Here is a 20,742-nt window from a genome sequence, read left to right as displayed (position 1 = left end):
CTTGCCTGGCGAAGGCCGGGAGGTCCTGTATTTCCACACACGAGCCAGAGGCAAGCATGGCAAGCAGCGATGGCGCAGCCGCGCCATTCCACACGTATTGGCAGGCGGGCTACGAGGGCGCCGACCATGTCACGCATGGCGGCCAGGCGCTGGACATGAACCGCGCCAGCGGCCACCTGGACCGGGTGCGTGAAGATTATCTGCTGCTGCGCCAGTTCGGCATCCGCAGCGTGCGCGAAAGCATAGGCTGGCGCCTGGCCGAGCACGGCGGCCAGTACGATTTTTCGTTGATACGTGAAAGAGCGGCGGTGGCGCAGGAGCTGGGACTGCAGATCAACTGGACCTTCTGCCATTACGGCTGGCCCGAGGACCTCGACCTGTTTTCGCCCGAGTTCGTGCCCCGCTTCGCGCGTTTTTGCGTGGCGGTGGCGCGCTTCCTTGCGCCGTACGCGGTGGGCAGGCCGATATTTTCACCGATCAACGAAATCTCGTTTACCAGCTGGGGTTTGTCTGTGCATATGTTTCATGGCCTGAACATGCAGCGGCCGGATGCCGGCCAGGAAGGCAAGCGGCAACTGGTGCGCGCCACCATCGCTGGCTGCGAGGCGATCTGGAGCGTCGATCCGCGTGCGCGCTTCCTGCAATGCGACCCGCTGATCCATGTGAGCGCCCCGGCCGGCCATGCCGACTGGATCGCGCAGGCGGCCGCCTGGCGCGAATCGCAATTCGACGCCTGGGACATGCTGTGCGGTCGCCGCGAACCTGCGCTGGGCGGCGCGCCGCGCTACCTGGACCTGATCGGCCTGAACTATTACCACAGCAACCAGTGGGAATGCGGCAGCAACCTGCGCCTGTGGTGGCACCTGGGCGAACCGCGCCGCATGTCGCTGCACCAGTTGCTGCTGGAAGTGGGGCGGCGTTACCGGCGGCCGATGCTGCTGGCCGAAACCAGCCATGTCGGCAGCGGCCGCGGCGCCTGGATACGCGACATCGCCGCCGAGGCCATGCTGGCCCTGCAGCACGGTGCGCAACTGCATGGCATCTGCATTTATCCCGTCATCGACCGCCCGGACTGGGAGGATCCGGCGCACTGGCATCGCAGCGGCTTGTGGGAGGTCGATACCGAGGCGAAAGCAGCGCCCGGCGCGCCGCCACTGCCACGCGTGCTGTCGCTACCTTACGCGAGCGCCGTGCGCCAGGCGCAACACCTGACGGGCCACCTGTGTACTATTTTTGCCCTCGGGAGGCGGAAAGGAACTGGCATGCGTACCATCATCGTCTTTTCACACCTGCGCTGGAATTTTGTCTATCAGCGGCCGCAGCAATTGCTGGCGCGCCTGGCGCAGTTCTACCACGTGGTATTCCTCGAAGAACCTGTCTGGGAAGACGGCGCCAACCGGCTCGAGCTGGCCACTCCGGCGCCCAACGTGACCGTCTGCCAGCCGCGCACGGCGGTACACGCGCCCGGCTTTCATGACGACCAACTGGCCGTGTTGCAGCCGCTGATGAGCCAGGTCACGCCGGCCGACGACCCCATCGTCTGGTTTTATACGCCGATGGCGCTGCCGCTGCTGCCGGCCCTGCATGCCAGCCTGGTGGTCTATGACTGCATGGACGAGCTCGCTGCTTTCAAGCATGCGCCCAAGCAGTTGCTGCAGCGCGAAACAGCCTTGCTGGCGCGCGCCGACCTGGTCTTTGCAGGTGGCCCCAGCCTGTTCGAGGCCAAGCGCCAGCGCCATCCGAATGTGCATTGTTTCGCCAGCAGCGTCGACACCGTGCACTTCGAGCAGGCGCTGGACCGCCACAACGACCACCCCGCGCAAAGCGAGATCGGCCGGCCGCGGCTCGGCTACTACGGCGTGATCGACGAGCGTTTTGACGCCTCGCTGGTGGCGGCGCTGGCCGATGCCCATGCGCACTGGCAGATCGTGCTGGTGGGGCCGATTGTCAAGATCGACCCTGCCAGCCTGCCGCAGCGGCAGAACATTCACTACCTGGGCCAGCAGCCTTACCAGGCGTTGCCGCATTTCCTGGCCGGCTGGGATGTCTGCCTGCTGCCGTTTGCCCGCAATGAGGCCACCCGCTATATCAGCCCGACCAAGGTGCTCGAATATATGGCGGCTGAACTGCCCATCGTCAGCACCTCGATCACCGACGTGGCCGTGCCGTATGGCGAGATGGTGGCCATCGCCGATACGCCCGAGGCTTTCGCCGCCGCCTGCGCCGAGGCCCTGGCAAAGACGCCGCAGCAGCGCGCCGACCTTGCCGCCAGGATGCGTGCGGTGGTCGCCACTACCTCATGGGGCAGCACCGTCGAACAAATGCATCAACTGCTGGAAAGCACGCCGCCCGGGCTGGGCGTGCGCCAGGCGCCGCCGGACGACACGCCCGGCACCGGCATCAATCCGCTGCGCGGACCCGGCTCGCCGCAGGCCGTATCTTGCGCCATTATCGGCGCCGGCCCGACCGGCCTTTCCGCCGCCTATCACTTGGGTGCCGACAGCTTGCTGCTCGATAAAAACGCCGTCGTGGGCGGCTGGTGCCGCTCCATCGAGGAGCATGGTTTCACGTTTGACCATGCCGGCCACATCATGTTTTCCAATGACCCGTATGTGCTCGAGATGTACCGCACCTTGCTGGGCGCCAATTTGCACTGGCAGAACCGCGAAGCCTGGGTGTACAGCAAGCAGGTCTATACGCGCTATCCGTTCCAGGGCGCGCTGTATGGTTTGCCGCCGGCTGTCATCAGGGAGTGCATCGTCGGTGCCATCGAAGCACGCCATGGCAAGCCCGTCGCCGCGAATGGCGATGAGGCAGACCCGGTCCCGGTCCCGGCCCCGGTAGTGGAAGATTGTTGCGCCGATGGCGGGGTCGACCTGGCGCACGCCGACGGCGCTGCCGCGGCGGGCGTTGCAGCGCCCGCGCCACCCAATTTCGAGCAATTCATTTACCAGGTGTGGGGCAGCGGCATCGCGCGCCATTTCGCGATTCCCTATAACAAGAAACTCTGGACCGTGCCCTTGAGCGAGATGGAAACCTCGTGGCTGGGCGGGCGCGTGCCGCTGCCGAACCTCGAAGAAATCATCGAAGGGGCGCTGGAACCGGTGGCCAGGCCGATGGGGCCGAATGCCCGTTTTGGCTATCCTTTGCGCGGTGGTTTCCAGGCGCTGATGTCGGGTTTTTTGCCGCACCTGAAAGGCCAGCTGGAACTGGGCGCCGATGTGGTGCAGGTCTTGCCGCAGCAGCACATCATCGCGCTGGGCGATGGCCGCCGCTATCGTTACGAACATTTGCTCAGCACCATGCCGCTGCCGGAACTGGTGCGCCTGATCGGCAAACAGGCGCCGCCGCAGGTGCAGGCGGCAGCGCGTGCGCTGCGGCATATCTCGGTACGCTGCGTCAACCTGGGCGTGGCCCGCCCTCATCTCAGCGAGAAGCACTGGATCTATTATCCCGAGCAAACCATTTTTCACCGCATTTTTTTACAAGGCAATGCCAGCCCCCATTGCAATGCGCCGGGCGGCTTTGGCCTGACCTGTGAAATCAGCTATTCGCCCTGGAAACCGCTGCCGCTCGACGGCCAGGCGCTGATCGATAGCTGCGTGGCCGACTGCATCGCCGTCGGCCTGCTGCGCACAGACGACCGCCTGCTGGCCGCCAACCAGGTCGATATGCCGTATGCCTATGTGGTCTACGACCACGCGCGCGCGGCCAATGTGGCGCTGGTAAAAGCCTGGCTGGCGACGCAGGACATCATGCTGGCGGGGCGCTACAGCGAGTGGGAATACTATAACTCCGACCATGCTTTCCTCGCTGGCAAGAAAGCGGCCCAGGCGATTGCTCAACTGTCGGCCAGCGAGCGCAAGATGGGGACGGTGGTCTGATCTGGCTTGCAGGACCCATACCGACGATGCGTGATGATGCTGCCTACGACGCCGCCTGTTTCAGCCAGGCCGTTACCATGCGCGGCCACAGGAAATACAGGGCAATCGCGACGATGGCGGCAGCCGTGATGTCGACCAGCCAGTCCGAGACGGCGCCGCGGCGGTAGGGCAGGAAGCTCTGGATGAATTCGTCGAGTGCGCCCATCGTCGCCACCATCAGCACCGACAACACGGCCCGGCGGCCCATGCCGCCGGCAATGCCGCTGAACAGCAGCAAGGCCAGTACGCCGTAGCCGAAGGAATGCAGCACCACGCCCGAGGCGTATTCGCCCACATCGGCGCGCGCACCGGGAATGTCGCCAATGATGATGACCAGCGCATACAGAAACAGCGCGGTACGAAAGCGCAGGCGCTCATGGCGTTCGGCGAAACAAAGCTGGGGCAGGGTGGCTGGCATGATCGTGTGGGCGAGAAAAGTGGCAACAATAGCATGCAGGCCGGCATCGGCACCATGTGGCTGCACCAGTAAAGGCAAAAAAAAGCCCGCTGTTGAGCGGGCTGAAAACCCAAAAGGGTCAAGAGTGAGCAGTGATGGCCAAGTCGCGGTACGGCGGCGCGCCCTGGTGAAAATGGGGAGTGGTGCGCCATTGAAGGCACACCTGTCTGCCGTCGCGCATATCGGTTGCGTGTACTGCAGATGAAGCTAGTATAAGCAGCGAAAATGACCGGCTGATGACAGTTTCAATTTTTTTGAAAAAAGCCGAGGCGCATACAGGATAAAAAAAAGCCCGCTGGTGAAAGCGGGCTTAAAACTATTTTCTTGGAGGAGAATAGTGGAGACAGGTGCATTATGCTGCGCCGCACGATATATGTCTAATGGTCTTTTCAGATATCGATTATCGTTTTTTTATATAACTGACGAGGCCGGCTATTCCTGTACCGCCACCGTATAGTTGAGCGCCATGCGGCCACCGTCGGCATAAATCGTCTGGCCCGTCATGTAGCTGGCGTCGTCGCTGGCCAGGAAGGCGGCGATGCCGGCTACTTCTTCCGGTTCGCCACAGCGCCCCAGCGGCGTGCGCGACAAAATGGTGTGGCGTGCCTGGGGGCTGGACAATACCGCCTGTTTCGCCAGTTCGGTCAGGATGGTGCCGGGGCCGATGCCGTTGACGCGCACGCCGTACGGCGCCAGGTTCAGCGCCATCACGCGGGTCAGCTGGTTGATCGCCCCTTTCGACACCACATATGGCACCTGGTTGGGGATCGCCAGCTCGGCATTCACGCTCGACATATTGATGATCACGCCGCTGTTGCGCTTGACCATTTCGCGCGCCACGGCTTGGCCGCACAGGAACATCGATTTCAGGTTGATGCGCATGATGCGGTCGAAATCGTCCTCGGTCACGTCGAGGAAATCGGCGGCGTGGGTCACACCGGCATTGTTGATCAGGATGTCGACCTGGCCGAAACGGGCCAGGGTGGCCGTCATCATGGCGTCGACATCGGCTTTCTGGCTGACGTCGGCACAGAAGAAGTGCGCGTGTGGCCCCAGCGCGGTGGCCGCTTCAGCGCCGGCCGCCTTGATATCGACCAGCATCACCTGCGCCCCTTCGGCGATCAGACGGCTGGCGCAGGCCAGGCCGATACCTTGCGTGGCGCCCGTGACGATGGCGGTTTTATTGCTTAGTTTCATATTATTGTGTCAGAGAAGAATGGCTTCGTTCGGTAGTTGGTTGCTGCGCTCGCCCGTGGCCGGGAAGTGATGCTGCAGCAAGCTGTTCAGTTCGTTCAGCGCCTGCAAGGTGCTGTCGTGGTAGTTGCCACTGGTAAAACCGGCCGTCATGGTACGGCAGATGGCCTGCCACTGCTCGGGCGTGATGCGGCGCCCCACATGGCGGTCGGCCACGATGTCGACCTGGTGTTCGGCCAGGTTGATGTAGATCAGCACGCCGCAGTTGTCTTCCGTATCCCACACACCGTAGTGGGCAAACAGTTCACGCGCCCGTTCGCGGTTCGTTACGCCCTGGTAGGCCATGCCTGGAGTAAGGGCCGCTTCGACGATCAGGCGCACTTCTGCGCGATGAATCTTTTCGCCATCGGCAATCGCCGTTTCGATCGCTTTCAGGGTGGTTCCAGGGAATGCCGTCCTGGCCGTGGCCGGCGTGCCACGCCAGTGTTTCAGCGCGCGTCCGCAGCGCTGGCCAAATGTCAGTTCTTGAGTCATTACCAGTCTCCCGAGGCGCCGCCGCCGTCAAAGCCGCCACCACCACCGCCAAAGCCACCGCCACCACCGAAACCGCCACCGCCACCAAAGCCACCACCGCTGCGGTTGTTCATGGCCTGGCTGAGGATGCTGCCCAGTACCACGCCGGTGGCGCCGCTGGTCCAATTGCTGCCGCGCTGCAAGCGATTCGACCCGCCGCGCGAACGGAACATGGTCAACACTACCAGGAAGCCGAAGAACAGCAGCGGCAGCCAGAAGCCCAGGCCGCCTTCAGTGGCAGCCGCCGGCGCTGCCTGTTTCACTGGTGCCGGGAATTGCTCCTGGTTCAGCAAGGTGGCAATCGCACCGACGCCGGCCACCAGGCCGCCATAATAATCCTGCTGCTTGAAGTGGGGCGCGATCACATCCTGCAAGATGCGTTTCGATTGCGCATCGGTCAGCACGCCCTGCACGCCACGGCCCGCTTCGATGCGCAAGCGGCGCAGCGACGAAGGATTGTCTTTCGCCACCAGCAGCAGCACGCCGTCATCAACGCCCTTGCGGCCGAGCTTCCAGGCGTCCGTCACGCGGATGCTGTACTGCTCGATTGCTTCCGGCTCGGTCGACTTGACCAGCAGCACGGCGATCTGGCTGCCAGTACGCGTTTCATAGTCGGCCAGCACGGCTTCCAGCGACGCTTTCTGTTTGTCGTCCAGCATGGCGGCCTGGTCGGTCACGCGCGCCGCCAGCGCCGGCACCGCCGTCAGCTGGGCGCTGGCCGGCAATGCCATCGCACACAGCAGCGCCGTGACGAATGCCGCAAAATAGGCCTTGATGCCCATGCTTATTTGCCGAAGTTGACGGTTGGTGCGGTCGAAATGGCTTTTTCATTTTCCACCGTGAACGATGGCTTGACCTTGTAGCCGAACATCATCGCCGTCAGGTTGTTCGGGAAGCTGCGCGCGTGCACGTTGTAGTCCTGCACCGCCACGATATAGCGCTGGCGCGCCACGGCGATGCGGTTTTCCGTGCCTTCCAGCTGCGACTGCAGGTCGCGGAAGTTGGTATTGGCTTTCAGGTCAGGGTATTTCTCGGACACGACCATCAGGCGCGACAGGGCCGACGACAACTGGCCCTGCACCTGCTGGAATTTTTCGAATGCGGCCGGGTCATTGAGCACTTCGGGCGTGATCTGGAAGCTGGTGGCCGCCGAGCGGGCGCGGGTTACCGCTTCCAGCGTTTCGCGTTCGTGGCTGGCATAGCCCTTGACGGTATTGACCAGGTTGGGAATCAGGTCGGCGCGACGCTGGTACTGGTTGACCACTTCGCCCCAGGCGGCCTTGGTCGCTTCGTCCTTGCTCTGGAAATCGTTGTAGCCGCAGCCGGTCAGCACGCCTGCGAGGACAGTGACGGACAGGGCCAGGCGCAGCCATTTGGTGAATTGTTGGGTGATTTGCATGATGGTTTCCGTACGTGAGAGTAGAGACAAAGGGCCAAATATACCTGAATCCTCTCAGCATGCTGGTTTATTAAGACGAGCACTTTTCATGTTTGCAGTGTTGTAAATAATTGATATATCAGATATCCCTGTGTGATATATTACAAAAAACAGCAAGTCCATCTCCCTGCTCAAAAACAAAGATCCGGCCATGAAAAAATCGCTGCCACGTACGGTTGGTGCCCTCGTTTATTTGCCCATGCTGGCAGCAACGGGTGCGGTGCTGGTCGCTTGCGGTGGCAGTTCTGCCGCCGAAGCACCGGCCGCCGGGTCGCCGGCAGTCGTGGTACCACCACCGGTTGCCGTTCCAGTCACCGTCACACCGGCAGCCCCGGCCCCGGTCCCGGCCCCGGTCCCGGCGGCCATGCCGGCGCCCGCCATGCTGTGGCCAGCCGCGGCGCGCGACGATGCGGCGCTTGCCGGTGTCGAGCCTGCCATGCCTGCCACCGTGTGCGCCAGCTTGCCCGCCGCCCTGGCCCGTAACACCGTGGGCCTGCTCGATGCCAGGCTCGATGAGGCAGGCAGTGCCTCGCAGCCGGACGCCATGCGCATTCAGGCCGCGCTCGATGCCTGTCCTGCCGGCCAGGCGGTCAGGCTGGTGGCCGGCAGCCAGGGGCAAAATGCCTTCCTGTCCGGCCCTTTGACCTTGCCGGGCAAGGTCAGCCTGTGGATAGACGGTGGCGTAACGCTGTTTGCCTCGCGCCGTCCGGCCGATTATCAGATTGCCGGAAAGAATGCCTGTGGTGAGGCGTCGGCCAGTGACAACGGTTGCCTGGCCCTGATCACCACCACGCCCAATGGCAACGGCTTGTATGGCGACGGCGTGATCGATGGCCGTGGCGGCGCCGTGCTGACTTCGGGCGCCTATGCCGGCCGGCTCAGTTGGTGGGACGTGGGTGCGCTGACCAAGACCGGCGGCAACGCCATGAGCAGCCAGAACAATCCGCGCCTGGTGCAGGTCAACAATGGCTTCAGCTTTACCTTCTACCGCCTGACCTTGCAAAACGCGCCGAAATTCCACCTGGTGTCGAGCGGCGTCGATGGCGTTACCGTATGGGGCGCCAGACTGCTGTCGCCATCGCTGGAGTATTCGGTGGCCGGCTACCGTTGCGCCGCCGGCAGCACGCCGGTGGTTTCGGGCGCGCCCAACGTCGAGCGGCCCAGCACCTGTTTCACGCCCGAGACGGTGAAGAATACCGATGGCATCGATCCTGGCCAGTCGAGAAACGTGCTGATCACCTACAGCCATATCAGCGTTGGAGACGACGGCATCGCCGTCAAATCGCACGGCAGCAAGAACGGCCCGACCGGCAGTGTGCGGATCTGGCACAACCGCATGTACTTTACCCACGGCATGTCGATCGGCAGCGAAACGGACAGCGGCGTCGACGGCGTCAGCATCCGCGACCTGGCCATCGACGGCTACGACATGGGGGCCACCAGCGGCTTGCGCATCAAGAGCGATGACAGCCGTGGCGGCGAAGTGAAGAACGTGGTGGCCGATGGCGTGTGCGTGCGCCGGGTACAGCAGCCGATCGCCATCGACAGCTATTACGGTGATGCGGCCGATGCGAAAAATGGCTTGCTGCCCGACCTGCACGACATCACGGTACGCAATTTCCGCTATCTCGACATGGCCGGCTCCCGCTACAACGGCAACAAGGCCTTGCTGCTGCTGCGCGGCTACCGGTCGGCCAGCACCAGCAAGCCGCTCTACAACCTCCGTTTCGATAACGTGGTGTTTGACAGCTTGCCGGGCTGGGCCGTCACAAAAATCAGCCAGGCCGTGCCGTCCAGCGCCACCATCAGCATGGGGCCGGGCCCTGTTTCGTTTGCCAGCGTGTTGACGGCCGCCGCCGGCAGCAATCAGTTCAGCGTGACGGACCAGCGCAGCGCGCCGCTGGCGGCCTACGACTGCGGCGCCGCCTTTGTCGATTTTCCGGCCGCCAATGCACCGATGTCCCTAGCCGGAAAATAAGCAGTCCTGTTTCAATCACGGCGCGCAGACGCCGCATCTTGCAGCACCACCATAAAAAATAAAGAGGAGACCCCATGTTTGTCGAAGTGAAGAAAATGCGGCGTGCCGCCAGCCTGTCGGCCTTGCCTGCCGTGCTGGCCCTGTGCGCCTGCGGCGGCGATTATCCTGCGGCCGCGCCGGTGGCAGCGCCAGCCGCCGTCAGCGTCAGCCAGGCGGTGGACCGCACCATGGCATCGGTCGGTGACCGTATTACCTGGACCCTGACGGCCAGCAATCAGGGAGCGGGCAGCACCAGCGGCACTGTCACCCTGCTGGCCAGCGTGCCGGCCAATCTGGGCGGCCTGCAAGTGACGGCCAAGGGGGCCGACTGCGGCCCGGTCGTCAGCACGCTGACCTGCACCATCCCCGCCGGCCTGGCTGCCGGGGCCAGCGCCACGGTGCTGTTGTCTGCCACCGCCGCCAGTGCATCCACCCTGGTCAGCAGCGTTTCGGCCAGCGGCGTCGATGCGTCAACCTGCACCGCCTGCAGCACCAGCACGGTCGTGGCCGTGCCCGTCGTTGCCTCCACGGCCACGCGGCCGCAGTTCGATGCGGCGACGGCGGCCGGCCTGACCCCGCTGCGCTACCTGGCGCAGGGCGGCAAGAGCTTGCCGTCTGCGACCTTGCCGGTCGATAACTGGGACCCGACGGCCGGCGTCGGCGATGTCGCCACGTTCACGCCGCAATTCACGATCGATGCGGCCGGCAAGAGCGACGCCAGCAACTTCGTCACGGTCCAGGCGGCCATGGACGCGGCCGTCGCCCTGGGCAGCAAGGCGGCTCCCGTGTATATCCGCATCAAGCCGGGCACCTACCGCGAAACGGTGTGCCTGCCTGCCACCGGGGCGCCGGCGATTCGCTTGTACAGTCTCGACAGCGATGCCTCGCACACGGTGATCGTATTTAATAACGCCAATCCGACCGTCGATCCGTCCAGGACGCTCGGCAACAAATGCGGCGGCTCGCCGGCCAGTCCCGTCGGCACCAGCGGCAGCGCCACCTTTGCCGTGACCGCCGCCGACTTCCAGGTCAAAAATCTGACCATCGCCAATGATTACGTCAAAGGCAGCTTTGCGGGCAACAACCAGTCGGCCGTGGCGCTGATGACCCAGGGCGACAGAATCGTGCTGGAGAACGTACGCCTGCTGGGCCACCAGGATACGTTCTACATGAAGAGCGCCAATGTGGACCAGGTAGCACGCGTGTACGTGAAGAACAGCTATATCGAAGGCGACGTGGATTTCATCTTCGGTCGTGCCACGGCGGTGCTGGACAATTGCACCATTCACACCCTGAACACGGGCAATGGCACCGGCTATGTCACGGCGGCCAGTACCGATTACCGCAACAACTACGGCTTTTTGATCACCAACAGCCGCTTGACGGCGGAAACGGGTACGCCGGACGGCCAGATTTACCTGGGCCGTGCGTGGGATGAAAGCGTGGCTAGCCTGGCTGCGTATGGCGCCACGTCACCGAACGGACAGGTGCTGATCCGCAACTCGGTGCTGGGCGCGCATATCCGCAAGCTCGATCCGTGGGGCACCTCGACCGCCAGCCGTCCTTACAGTTCGGTGCCGTCGGGCGCCGTGCCTGCCAACCGGCTGTTTGAGTACGGCAATACCGGGCCGGGCAACGGTCAATAAGCCTGCCCCGGTTGCATCCGGAACTGCGCCGTACCGGCCTTGAGGGCGGTGCGGCGCGTTACAATACGGGGTTTGCAACTGAATACAGAAAAGGTGTGCCGTGAATTTCATCGATAAATTAAGCGCCGCGTGGACGGCCAATCATTCCCTGCTGTGCGTGGGACTGGACCCGGACCTGGCGAAATTGCCGGCCGAATTGCGCGACACGCCTGATGGCATCACCACCTTTTGTACGCGCATTATCGATGCCACGGCCGACCTGGCCTGCGCCTTCAAGCCGCAGATCGCTTATTTTGCCGCGCTGGGCGCGGAAAAGCAGCTCGAAGACATCTGCCGCTACCTGCGTGAACACTACCCGCACATTCCGCTGATCCTCGACGCCAAGCGCGGCGACATCGGCGCCACCGCCACCCAGTATGCGCGCGAAGCGTTCGAGCGCTATGGCGCCGACGCCGTCACCGTCAACCCCTACATGGGCGAGGATTCGCTCGACCCTTACCTGGCGTGGCCGGATCGCGGCGTGATCATCCTGTGCCGCACCTCGAATCCGGGCGGCTCGGACCTGCAGTTCCTCAATACGGACGGCGTGCCGCTGTACCAGCGCGTGGCGCGCCTTGCGGCCGAAAAATGGAACAAGAATGGCCAGTGCGCGCTGGTGGTGGGCGCCACCTTCCCTGAAGAACTGGCGCAGGTACGCGCCATCGTCGGCGACATGCCGCTGCTGGTGCCCGGCATCGGCGCCCAGGGCGGCGATATTGCCGCTACCGTTGGCTCCGGCCAGACGGCAAACGGCATGGGCATGATGATCAGTTCTTCGCGGGCCATCATTTACGCCAGGCCGCAAGACGGAGAAGACTGGGCCGACGCGGCAAGGCGCGTGGCGATCGAGACGCGCGATGCGATCAATGCGCATCGTGCAAGCTGAAAACAAACCCAACGTCTGAACTGCCGGGGTCAGACCCTCAATGCCGCAAACTCAGAGGCTTGCGCCAGCGGGCGAGGGGGTCTGACCCCGGCCTTCAATCGCGCTGCGGGGCGACGATCTCGGCGTAGTCGTACAACTCGCCCAGAATTTCTTCCCCCCGTTCATCCACCGAATCCGACAAGGTGTCGATTTCCGTAAACAGCATCTCGATGGTGCGGGCACCCGCTTCGCCGTCGAACAGGCGCGCGGCGCGGTGCTCTTCCCAGCGCACGCTTTCCGCTTCGCTCAGGGTCTGCGGGAAATTGCGGGCGCGGTAGCGGAACAGCAATTCCTGCAAGCGCTCGTCACTGAACGAAGGGCGGGCGCTGGCCAGTTTGGCCGGCGTTTCGCGGCGCAAGGAATCGAGCACACGGCGGTCGTCATTGCTGACAAAGCCGTTGTACAGGTCTTCATCGACATCGGCGCGTCCTTCGGCAGGGCGTTTGAACACCTCGGCCCAGATCGCGTCCATATTCGGTCCGGCGGCGGCCAGGCGGCCGTTTTCCAGCGCGGCGGCCATATCGATGCCCCATTGCGCGGCCATGGCCGGCGACAGGGTTTTCAAGTTGCCTACCAGCATGGGCGACTTGTTCAGGTGCACGCTTTTCACGGGCAGGCGCGTCATGCCTTCGGGCATGGCGTCGGTGCGCGTAAATAAACGCGTGCGGATGGTGTCGGCGTCGAGGGTGAACAGCTCGCGCGGATCGTACTGGCAATCCCACACAAGGACTTCATTTTTGTTGCTTGGGTGCGTGGCCAGCGGCCAGACCACGCCGATGCAGCCCCGTTCGGCCGGGAACATGCCCGACACATGCAGGAAAGGCTGGCGCTGGGCGGCGGCCAGGTGCATGCCCATTTCGCTGGCGACCTTGTCTTTCTTGTGCAGTGCCAGGCAGAAGTCGAACAGTTTCGGCTGTTGTTGCCTGATCAGGCGGGCCAGTGCAATCGTGGCGCGCACATCGGACAGTGCATCGTGCGCCGCTTCATGCAGCAAGCCATTCGCCTTGCTCAGATGTTCCAGCTTGAAACTGGTCTGGCCATCGTCGCGCTTCGGCCATTGGATGCCTTCCGGGCGCAGCGCATGTGTCATGCGCACCACGTCAAGCAGATCCCAACGGCCGCAATGGTTTTTCCATTCGCGCGCATACGGATCGATCAGGTTGCGCCAGAACAGGAAGCGCGTCACTTCATCGTCGAAACGGATGGTGTTGTAGCCCACGCCGATGGTGCCGGGCTCCGAAAAGGCCGCTTCGATGGTGACGGCGAACTGGTGTTCGGGCACGCCCAGGGCCAGGCATTGCTGGGGCGTGATGCCGGTGATCAGGCACGATTGCGGATCGGGCAGGAAATCATTGGCGGGCTGGCAATACAGCATGATGGGCTCGCCGATTTCGTTCAGCTCGGCGTCGGTGCGGATGGCGGCGAACTGGGCCGGCCGGTCGCGGCGTGGCTGGACGCCGAAGGTTTCGTAGTCGTGCCAAAGAAAAGTCTGGTTTGTCATTGGTGGTGCTTGCATGGTGTGCGGCGAAAAAAGTCGCCACTTCAGTTTTCGGAATTCTTGCCGATATTACCAAAGAGAGGATCGGCGATACTGCGCATTCTCGCATGGAGTCAATCAATGTCCGTCCAAGGAGGCTTATCGTGTCAATTCCCATCGCCGCAAGCGGCAATTCCGCCAGTTCCGTCAGCAATACCGCCACCACCAGTGGTGTTGCCGGCAAGGACGACAAAGTCAAGCAGGCCGAAGGCAGTACCGCCCAGATGAGCGTCAACGACCGCTCGAAATTGCAGTTGAACGCCGCCATTTTGCAGGCGTCCATGAATGTGTCGATCAGCTCGCAGAACGATCCGCTGGCGCTGGTCTACAAATCGGCCATCACCAGCATCAATGAAGCATTGAAAGCCGATTTTGGCGATGATGCCGTGCAAAACGCGGCATCGCAGGACAATAGCGCCGAAGCCACGGCGAATCGCATTGTATCGCTGTCGACCGGCTTTTTCGATGCGTTCAAGAAGCAGAACCCCGGCATGGATAATGATGCCGCTTTGGCAAAATTCATGGGCACCATCAGCGGTGGCATGGAAAAAGGTTTTTCGGAAGCACGCGATATCCTGAAAGGCTTGAATGTGCTGCAAGGCGATATTGCCGGCAATATCGACAAGACCTATGAGCTGGTGCAGAAAGGCTATGCCGATTTCATCGCCGCCAACAGCAGCAAGAAAACAGACGCAGCCGCTTAAACTGCAATCCGGTTGCGGCCGGCGTCCTTGGCGCGGTATAGCGCCGCATCGGCCGTGGCGATCAGGCCGTGCTCGTCCTGGCGCAGGGCCAGGCTGGCCACGCCGAACGAGCCCGTGATATGCGGCAGGGGACAGCGCAAGTCTTCGAAGATGACGGCCTGGCGCAGGCGTTCGCACAGGCGTTCGGCCACCAGCAGGGCCAGGTGTTCATTGGTATCAGGCAAGATGACCATCAATTCCTCGCCGCCATAACGCACGGCAAAATCGGTGGGGCGCAGGGCCGCGCCCACGACCTGGGCGGCGATGCGCAGCGCCTGGTCGCCGGCCTGGTGGCCGTGCTGGTCGTTGAAACGCTTGAAATGGTCGAGGTCTATCATCAGCAGCGACAGCGGCGCGCCGCTCTCGTGTGCAGTGCTGATCATGTTCGGCAATAAATCGTTGAGCCAGGCACGGTTGTACAGGCCGGTCAGGCTGTCGACCATCGACAGCTGGCGGTAGAACTCGCCCAGTTTCTGTCGCCGGCGCAGCAAGGCGTTGGCGGCGCGGATGCGAAACGACATCAAGCGCAGCAGGTTGCGCGCCAGGCCGTTCGACTGTTCGATCAATTCCCATACCAGCACGGCGTCGATCACCAGCACGTCGCTTTCTTCCAGCGCGGAAATGGCGGTCAGGTTGCTCGCTTCATCGAGCACCGATTGCTCGCCCACGCTTTCGCCGGGCAAGACCTTGCTGACCGTGCCGTCATCCATGCCGGTATAGGTATCGGCTGCCACCGCCAGCGAGCCGCGCAGCACGATATACAGGCAGGCGCCGCTGTTGTCGCTGAGGGCTTCTCCCGCTTCCAGCCGCAGTACCGCGCAGGGTGCCAGCATGGCCGCCGTACGCTCGTCCACGGCATCGGAAAATAGTTGCAAATCGCCGATATTGAAGCCCGAAGCGCTAAAGTTGCCGATTTTTTCCACGATATGTTTTCCAGGAGCGACCCCACGCCAGCGGCGGGATGTGAGCACCATGATAACGTAAAGAGTTCTTGGGAGTAATAACTATGGCTGATTTGAAAGCACAACTTGCTGCTTTGATGTCACTATGTCGCACAAATACAAAGGCAGCCTTGTATGGCTGCCCGGGTCTGATGGAGAGGCGTATGGATTATTCGGCAGCTTCTTCAGCATCCACCGTGTCGGTCACGGCATGCTTGCCGGTGGCGTGGCGCTTGCTGTCTTGCAGGCGGCCCAGCGCGCTGTCGATGGCGCGTTTCAGTTTGTCGGTGGCGCCGCTGACGGACTGATGTACCGAGGCGTTCTGTTCGGTAACGGCGATCGGCTGGTAGCCTGCCACGCGCGCTTCCATTACGCAGCGGATATCGTCTGCGCCGCCTTTCGGGCCGTTGCTGTCGCTGAGGTGGACTTCAATGCGGGTAATATTGTCGCGGAAGCGGCTGAGCGCCGCTTCGAGTACGGATTGCACATGTTCGTTCAGTCCAGCGTTGTTGGCGATGGTGCTGTCGGTTTGAATATTGATTTGCATATGCTATCTCCTGTCAATTCGAAAAAAATCCAACCCGGGCGACAGCGTGGTGCACGGTCATTGCGCCCGGTTACTGCTGATCCAGATGACCGCTGTATGACTTCGCTGTATGAAATGTATCTTACTCCTGTTTGCGCGATTTCAAGGGCGCCGCACAATTAAGTGGAGCTTAACGGTTCAGCCAGGTCAAGTATCCAGTTGCTGATCATCTAGTTGTTGATCAGGCCGGCTGCGATATTGATCGACAGGCCCAGCACTACCAGATTGAAGAAAAAGCTCAGTATCGACTGGCCCAGCACGATCTGGCGCATCATGCGCGTCTGCACCGTGACGTCCGAGGTCTGCACCGCCACCGCCAGGGTGAAAGAGAAATACAGGAAGTCCCAATAGTCGGGATCCTGCTCGTCGTCGGGAAATTTCAATGGCCTTTGACCGGCATCGGCGCGGTAATACAGGTGGGCGTAGTGAAAACAGAACAAGGTGCCTACCAAAAACCATGAGCCGACCAGGGTCAATATCGTCAGTGCGTAGTGCAGGCTGCGCTGCTCCTCGTCCATGCCCTTGATCGACGACAACTGGGAAAAGATGGCAATCAAACTCATCACGGACGCCACCGACAGTGCGCACAGTACCATCGCCGCTCGCTCGTCCTGGCGCTTGGCGATCTGTTTCACCTTGTGATGATTGGCGCGCATCATCATCGCGCCCATGGTGAACAGATACAGCCAGACGGCGATATTCCACGTCGTCAGCACGCGTGTCATCGCGGCCCAGCCGGACGGCAGCAGCACGCCGGCCGCGATGCCGATCACGATGGCCAGGCTCAGGTGCGGGCGGCTGCGGACAAAGCCATGGAAGGGCAGGGAAAGTTTCATGATGCAAGTTGGTGTAGTGAAAGATCGCACATGGTAGTCCTTAAGCGGACTTGCCGGCGGCCGTTTTGGCGGCCTCTTCCTGTTCGTGGTGGGGGAAGCGGTCCATGCGCGACAAGACCGGGAACAGCACGGCCCAGATGCCAGTCACGGCCAGGGTGGCGGCGCCGCCGAACAGCACCGCCCGCACCAGGCCGAACCAGCCGGCCGTGACGCCTGACTCGAATTCGCCCAGTTCGTTCGAGGCGCCGATAAACACGGAATTGACGGCGCTGACCCGGCCGCGGATTTCGTCCGGCGTTTCATACTGCACCAGCAGGTGGCGAATGTAGACGCTGACCATGTCGCCGATGCCCATCAGGAACAGCGCCACCAGCGCCACCATGAAGGTGCCGGTCGAACCGAGCACGATGGTGCCCAGGCCGAACACGCCCACGCCGCCGAACATCCAGGCGCCGACCCGGCGCGTGATCGGGTGAAAGGCCAGCGCGATCGAGCAGACGGCCGCGCCCACGCCGGGCGCCGTGCGCAGCAAGCCCAGGCCGGTCGGGCCGATATGCAGCACATCGTGCGCCAGCGCCGGCAAGAGGGCGGTGGCGCCGCCGAACAGCACCGCGAACAGGTCGAGCGAAATGGCGCCCAGCATGATGGGGCGCGACCAGACGAAGCGCAGGCCCTCGAGCAAGGTCGACCAGCTGACCGGCTCGCGCTTGACGATTTGCGGCGCCGGTGTGGTGGCGCGCATCAGGATCACCGACAGCACCAGCAGCGCCGAGGCGATCAGATACACCACCTTGGGGCCGAAGATATACAGCAGGCCGCCCAGCGTCGGCCCCAGGATGATGGCGATATGCGAACTCGACGAGCTGAGGGCCAGCGCGCGGCTGAAGCTTTCCTTGGGCACCATGTTGACCAGCACGGCTTGCGTGGCCGGCATCATGAAGGCACGCGCGCTGCCGAACAGCACCAGCACGGCAAACACGGGCCAGACCACGGCCAGGCCCGTCAGGGTGAACGCCAGCAGCGCCAGCGCGCAAGCCAGTTGCGCCGTCAAACACCAGGCGATGATATTGCGGCGGTTATAGCGGTCGGCGATATGGCCGGCCGGCAAAATCAACAGCAGGAAGGGAGCGAACTGCGCCAGGCCGATCAGGCCCAGGTCGAACAGGCTGCCCGTCAGCTGGTACACCTGCCAGCCGACCGCCACGCTTTGCATCTGCACAGCCAGGGTGCCCAGCACGCGGGCGGACAGGTAAAACGCGAAATTGCGGTGGCGCAGGACACTGAAGCCGTTGCCGGATATTGCTGTGGACATGAAAGCTTTCCGGGGGAACGCGAAAGGGCAGAGACAGGTGCCATGCGGAGCACCAGCAGCGCTGCCCCGCAGCCTGGAAGATGTTACTTCGCCAGGTCAGCCTCGGTGGTAAACGCGTCGGCGTAGAACTCTTCGGCCGGCAAATTGCACAGCTTGACGAAATCGCGGTTTGCCGACTCGACCACGATCGGCGCGCCGCAGGCATACACCTGGAAGGCGGCCATGTCGGGCAGGTCCGTCATCACGGCCTGGTGCACGAAACCGGTGCGGCCTTGCCACTGGTCTTCGTCCAGCGCGTTCGACACCACCGGCACATAGGTGAATTGCGGCAGGTCGGCCGCCCACTGGCGGCACAGGCCATCCATGTACAGGTCGTGCGGACGGCGCGCGCCCCAGTACAGGGTGATCGGACGCGTCGACTTCTCGTTGATCATGTGCTCGATGATGGCTTTCAGGGGAGCGAAGCCGGTACCCGAGGCTAGCAGCAGCACCGGCTTGTCGGAGTCTTCGCGCAGGAAAAAGGTGCCCATCGGTCCTTCGAAGCGCAAGATGTCGCGCTCTTTCATGGTGCCAAACACCTGGTCGGTGAACAGGCCACCCGGCATATGGCGGATATGCAAGCTGACCGGGCCGCCTTCGACAGGAGCGCTGGCCATGCTGTAGCTGCGGCGTTTGTTATCGCGCAACATGATTTCGATATACTGTCCGGCGCGGTAATGCAGGCGCTCGCTGGCCGGCAGTTGCAGGGTCAATACCAGCACGTCGGGCGCTACCTTTTCGATGGTGGTCACGCGCGACGGCATTTTCTTGATCGGATAGTCGCTGCTGCCGGCCACTTCGCGCGCCTGTACCACCAGGTCGCCTTGGGGTATCGCGCAGCACAGCAGGGAAAAGCCTTGCGCCGCTTCCTCGTCCGTCAGCGAGCGCGATTGATAGGCCTTGTGCTTGACGCTGCCGGAAACAACCTTGCCCTTGCAGGAGCTGCAAGCGCCGCTTTTGCAGCTGTACGGCAAGCCTACACCAGCGCGGATGGCGGCCGATAATACGGTTTCGTCCGCTTCGCAGCTGAATTGGTGGCCACTGGGCTCAACAGTAATTTGAAAAGTCATACAATCCTTGAGATGAAAAACATATTTATTGAACCATTGCGCAAACCGTTGGGCCTGCCGCGCCTGCTGATACTGGGCTGTGGCGATGTCGGCATGCGGCTCTTGCCATTGCTGCGCGTACGCTTTCGCGTGTTTGCCGTCACCAGCCAGCCTGGCCGTTGCGCCGAACTGCGCGCCGCCGGCGCCGTGCCGATCGTGGCTGACCTTGACGACCGCGCCAGCCTGCGCCGGCTGGCCGGGCTGGCGCCGTGGATCGTGCATCTGGCGCCGCCCCAATCGAGCGGCCTGCTGGACCGGCGCACGCGCAATCTGGCCGCCATTTTACCTGAGCATGCGCGCCTGGTGTACGTCAGTACCAGCGGCGTGTATGGCGATTGCGGCGGCGAGCGCATCGACGAAACGCGCACGCCGGCGCCGTCAAACGCGCGCGCGCGGCGGCGCCTGGACGCCGAGACCGTGCTGCGTGCCTGGGGCGCGCGGCGCGCGGCGCGGCTGGCGATTTTGCGCGTGCCCGGCATTTATGCGGCCGACCGCCTGCCGCTGAAACGCTTGCGCGAAGGCACGCCGGCGCTGGCCGAGCTTGACGACGTGTACACCAATCACATCCATGCCGACGACCTGGCAAACATTGTGCTGCACGCGCTGTGGCGCATGCGGGCGGGTGGGCGTGTCTACCATGCCAGCGATGACAGCGAGATGAAAATGGCGGCGTATTTCGATGCGGTGGCCGACGCTTTCGGCCTGCCGCGTCCGCCGCGCCTGCCGCGCGAAGAGCTGAAAGAAGTGGTCACGCCGATGCTGCTGTCGTTCATGTCCGAATCGCGGCGCCTGGACAATCGGCGCTTGAAGCGCGAACTCGGTGTGCGCCTGCGCCATGCGCGCGTGGCCGATGCCTTGCAGTTACTGACAGACGGCAAGGCCGGCATCAGTTAAAATGCGCGGTTGTTTCCGCACTTTTCACAGGCCGGGGAACTTGCCGAGCCTGTCTGCCGCGCGCCTGATCAACCAAGGATTACACCGATGACTACCCTGACCTACGAAGCATTCCTGGACGAAGTGACCACCGTACTGACGGAATTGTATGACCTCGATGACGAGGCCGCCATCAAGCTCGTCATGGCGGCGCAGGACGCCGAATTTTTCGTGCCGCACGACGACCACGAAGCGATGCGTACGATGGAGCAGGCCAAAAAAGACGCCGTCACCTTGTACGAGCGCAAGCAGAACCGGCAGCAAACGCAGGAAAAACAACAGCAGCGCGTGCGCCAGAAAAACAAGTAAGTTGTCCCGGCGCCCCTGCGCCTGTGCCGGCCTTCCTGCGCCGGCGATGTTCCCGCTTCCCGAAAGTCGCCACGCTGGCAGCAGCATGCCGTTGCACGCCTTGCTGCTGGCCAGGTATCGCAAGGCCGCCTCCATGTTTCTGAAAAATGGACGACTTGCAGCAAAGTATATTGTTTTGAGTTATC

At 62.7% G+C, this 20,742-nt stretch carries 18 protein-coding genes; 7 read left to right on the top strand and 11 right to left on the bottom strand.

The window, feature by feature from the left end; genetic code table 11:
• Positions 1-56 precede the first annotated feature (56 nt).
• Positions 57-3,884, top strand: coding sequence for an NAD(P)-binding protein (locus tag ACQ4WM_RS11870; protein WP_436546873.1), 3,828 nt, complete (start codon positions 57-59; stop codon positions 3,882-3,884).
• A 43-nt stretch (positions 3,885-3,927) separates the two neighbouring features.
• On the opposite strand, the gene ACQ4WM_RS11865 is transcribed toward ACQ4WM_RS11870, so the two are convergent.
• From ACQ4WM_RS11865 to ACQ4WM_RS11845, 5 genes are all read right to left on the bottom strand, one after another.
• Positions 3,928-4,419: a VanZ family protein gene (locus ACQ4WM_RS11865; protein ID WP_436546872.1), complete on the bottom strand. Its 492-nt coding sequence runs from the start codon at positions 4,417-4,419 to the stop codon at positions 3,928-3,930.
• Positions 4,420-4,812: 393 nt separating this feature from the next.
• The gene (locus ACQ4WM_RS11860; protein ID WP_436546871.1) at positions 4,813-5,577 is read right to left on the bottom strand and encodes an SDR family NAD(P)-dependent oxidoreductase; all 765 of its coding nucleotides are present in this window, start codon (positions 5,575-5,577) and stop codon (positions 4,813-4,815) included.
• A 9-nt stretch (positions 5,578-5,586) separates the two neighbouring features.
• Positions 5,587-6,108, bottom strand: coding sequence for a TPM domain-containing protein (locus tag ACQ4WM_RS11855; protein WP_436546870.1), 522 nt, complete (start codon positions 6,106-6,108; stop codon positions 5,587-5,589).
• The gene (locus ACQ4WM_RS11850) at positions 6,108-6,929 is read right to left on the bottom strand and encodes a TPM domain-containing protein (protein ID WP_436546869.1); all 822 of its coding nucleotides are present in this window, start codon (positions 6,927-6,929) and stop codon (positions 6,108-6,110) included. The genes ACQ4WM_RS11855 and ACQ4WM_RS11850 overlap by 1 nt, the downstream gene beginning before the upstream one ends.
• A 2-nt stretch (positions 6,930-6,931) precedes the next feature.
• On the bottom strand, positions 6,932-7,546 hold the full coding sequence (locus tag ACQ4WM_RS11845) for a LemA family protein (protein ID WP_436546868.1): 615 nt from the start codon (positions 7,544-7,546) through the stop codon (positions 6,932-6,934).
• Between the two features lie 190 nt (positions 7,547-7,736).
• On the opposite strand from ACQ4WM_RS11845, the gene ACQ4WM_RS11840 reads away from it, so the two are divergent.
• From ACQ4WM_RS11840 to pyrF, 3 genes are all read left to right on the top strand, one after another.
• The gene (locus ACQ4WM_RS11840; RefSeq protein ID WP_436546867.1) at positions 7,737-9,563 is read left to right on the top strand and encodes a glycoside hydrolase family 28 protein; all 1,827 of its coding nucleotides are present in this window, start codon (positions 7,737-7,739) and stop codon (positions 9,561-9,563) included.
• 74 nt (positions 9,564-9,637) lie between these two features.
• Positions 9,638-11,248 carry a pectinesterase family protein gene (locus ACQ4WM_RS11835; protein ID WP_436546866.1) on the top strand — a complete coding sequence of 537 codons (1,611 nt, stop codon included), beginning with the start codon at positions 9,638-9,640 and terminating at the stop codon, positions 11,246-11,248.
• Between the two features lie 100 nt (positions 11,249-11,348).
• The gene (gene pyrF, locus ACQ4WM_RS11830; protein WP_436546865.1) at positions 11,349-12,173 is read left to right on the top strand and encodes an orotidine-5'-phosphate decarboxylase; all 825 of its coding nucleotides are present in this window, start codon (positions 11,349-11,351) and stop codon (positions 12,171-12,173) included.
• A gap of 94 nt (positions 12,174-12,267) precedes the next feature.
• Here pyrF and sbcB read toward each other — a convergent pair whose 3' ends face one another.
• The gene (gene sbcB / locus ACQ4WM_RS11825; protein ID WP_436546864.1) at positions 12,268-13,713 is read right to left on the bottom strand and encodes an exodeoxyribonuclease I; all 1,446 of its coding nucleotides are present in this window, start codon (positions 13,711-13,713) and stop codon (positions 12,268-12,270) included.
• Positions 13,714-13,853: 140 nt separating this feature from the next.
• Between sbcB and ACQ4WM_RS11820 the strand changes: the two genes are divergently transcribed.
• Positions 13,854-14,453 (top strand): DUF5610 domain-containing protein, encoded by a 600-nt coding sequence (locus ACQ4WM_RS11820; protein WP_436546863.1) that lies wholly within the window; start codon positions 13,854-13,856, stop codon positions 14,451-14,453.
• Here the strand turns inward: ACQ4WM_RS11820 and ACQ4WM_RS11815 are convergent.
• The 5 genes from ACQ4WM_RS11815 to ACQ4WM_RS11795 all read right to left on the bottom strand — a co-directional run bounded on the left by ACQ4WM_RS11815 (position 14,450) and on the right by ACQ4WM_RS11795 (position 19,276).
• A complete protein-coding gene (locus ACQ4WM_RS11815; RefSeq protein ID WP_436546862.1) occupies positions 14,450-15,415 on the bottom strand; it encodes a GGDEF domain-containing protein in 966 nt (321 codons plus the stop codon). The genes ACQ4WM_RS11820 and ACQ4WM_RS11815 overlap by 4 nt on opposite strands.
• Before the next feature lie 187 nt (positions 15,416-15,602).
• Entirely contained in the window at positions 15,603-15,980 is a 378-nt protein-coding gene (locus ACQ4WM_RS11810; RefSeq protein WP_436546861.1) for an HPF/RaiA family ribosome-associated protein, read from the bottom strand.
• Positions 15,981-16,189: 209 nt separating this feature from the next.
• Entirely contained in the window at positions 16,190-16,855 is a 666-nt protein-coding gene (locus ACQ4WM_RS11805) for a DUF1345 domain-containing protein (RefSeq protein ID WP_436546860.1), read from the bottom strand.
• A gap of 40 nt (positions 16,856-16,895) precedes the next feature.
• Positions 16,896-18,167, bottom strand: coding sequence for an MFS transporter (locus tag ACQ4WM_RS11800; RefSeq protein ID WP_436546859.1), 1,272 nt, complete (start codon positions 18,165-18,167; stop codon positions 16,896-16,898).
• Positions 18,168-18,250: 83 nt separating this feature from the next.
• A complete protein-coding gene (locus tag ACQ4WM_RS11795) occupies positions 18,251-19,276 on the bottom strand; it encodes a CDP-6-deoxy-delta-3,4-glucoseen reductase (protein WP_436546858.1) in 1,026 nt (341 codons plus the stop codon).
• A 12-nt stretch (positions 19,277-19,288) separates the two neighbouring features.
• On the opposite strand from ACQ4WM_RS11795, the gene ACQ4WM_RS11790 reads away from it, so the two are divergent.
• Positions 19,289-20,209: a sugar nucleotide-binding protein gene (locus ACQ4WM_RS11790; protein WP_436546857.1), complete on the top strand. Its 921-nt coding sequence runs from the start codon at positions 19,289-19,291 to the stop codon at positions 20,207-20,209.
• Positions 20,210-20,296: 87 nt separating this feature from the next.
• Positions 20,297-20,557, top strand: a complete 261-nt coding sequence (locus ACQ4WM_RS11785; RefSeq protein WP_436546856.1) for a hypothetical protein — start codon at positions 20,297-20,299, stop codon at positions 20,555-20,557.
• Positions 20,558-20,742 lie beyond the last annotated feature (185 nt).

Source organism: Janthinobacterium longum, from assembly GCF_051380735.1.
In the GTDB taxonomy this organism is placed as follows: Bacteria; Pseudomonadota; Gammaproteobacteria; order Burkholderiales; family Burkholderiaceae_D; genus Janthinobacterium.
Note: the sequence above shows the minus strand (reverse complement) of the source record. Positions and strands in the feature narration are given on the sequence as shown.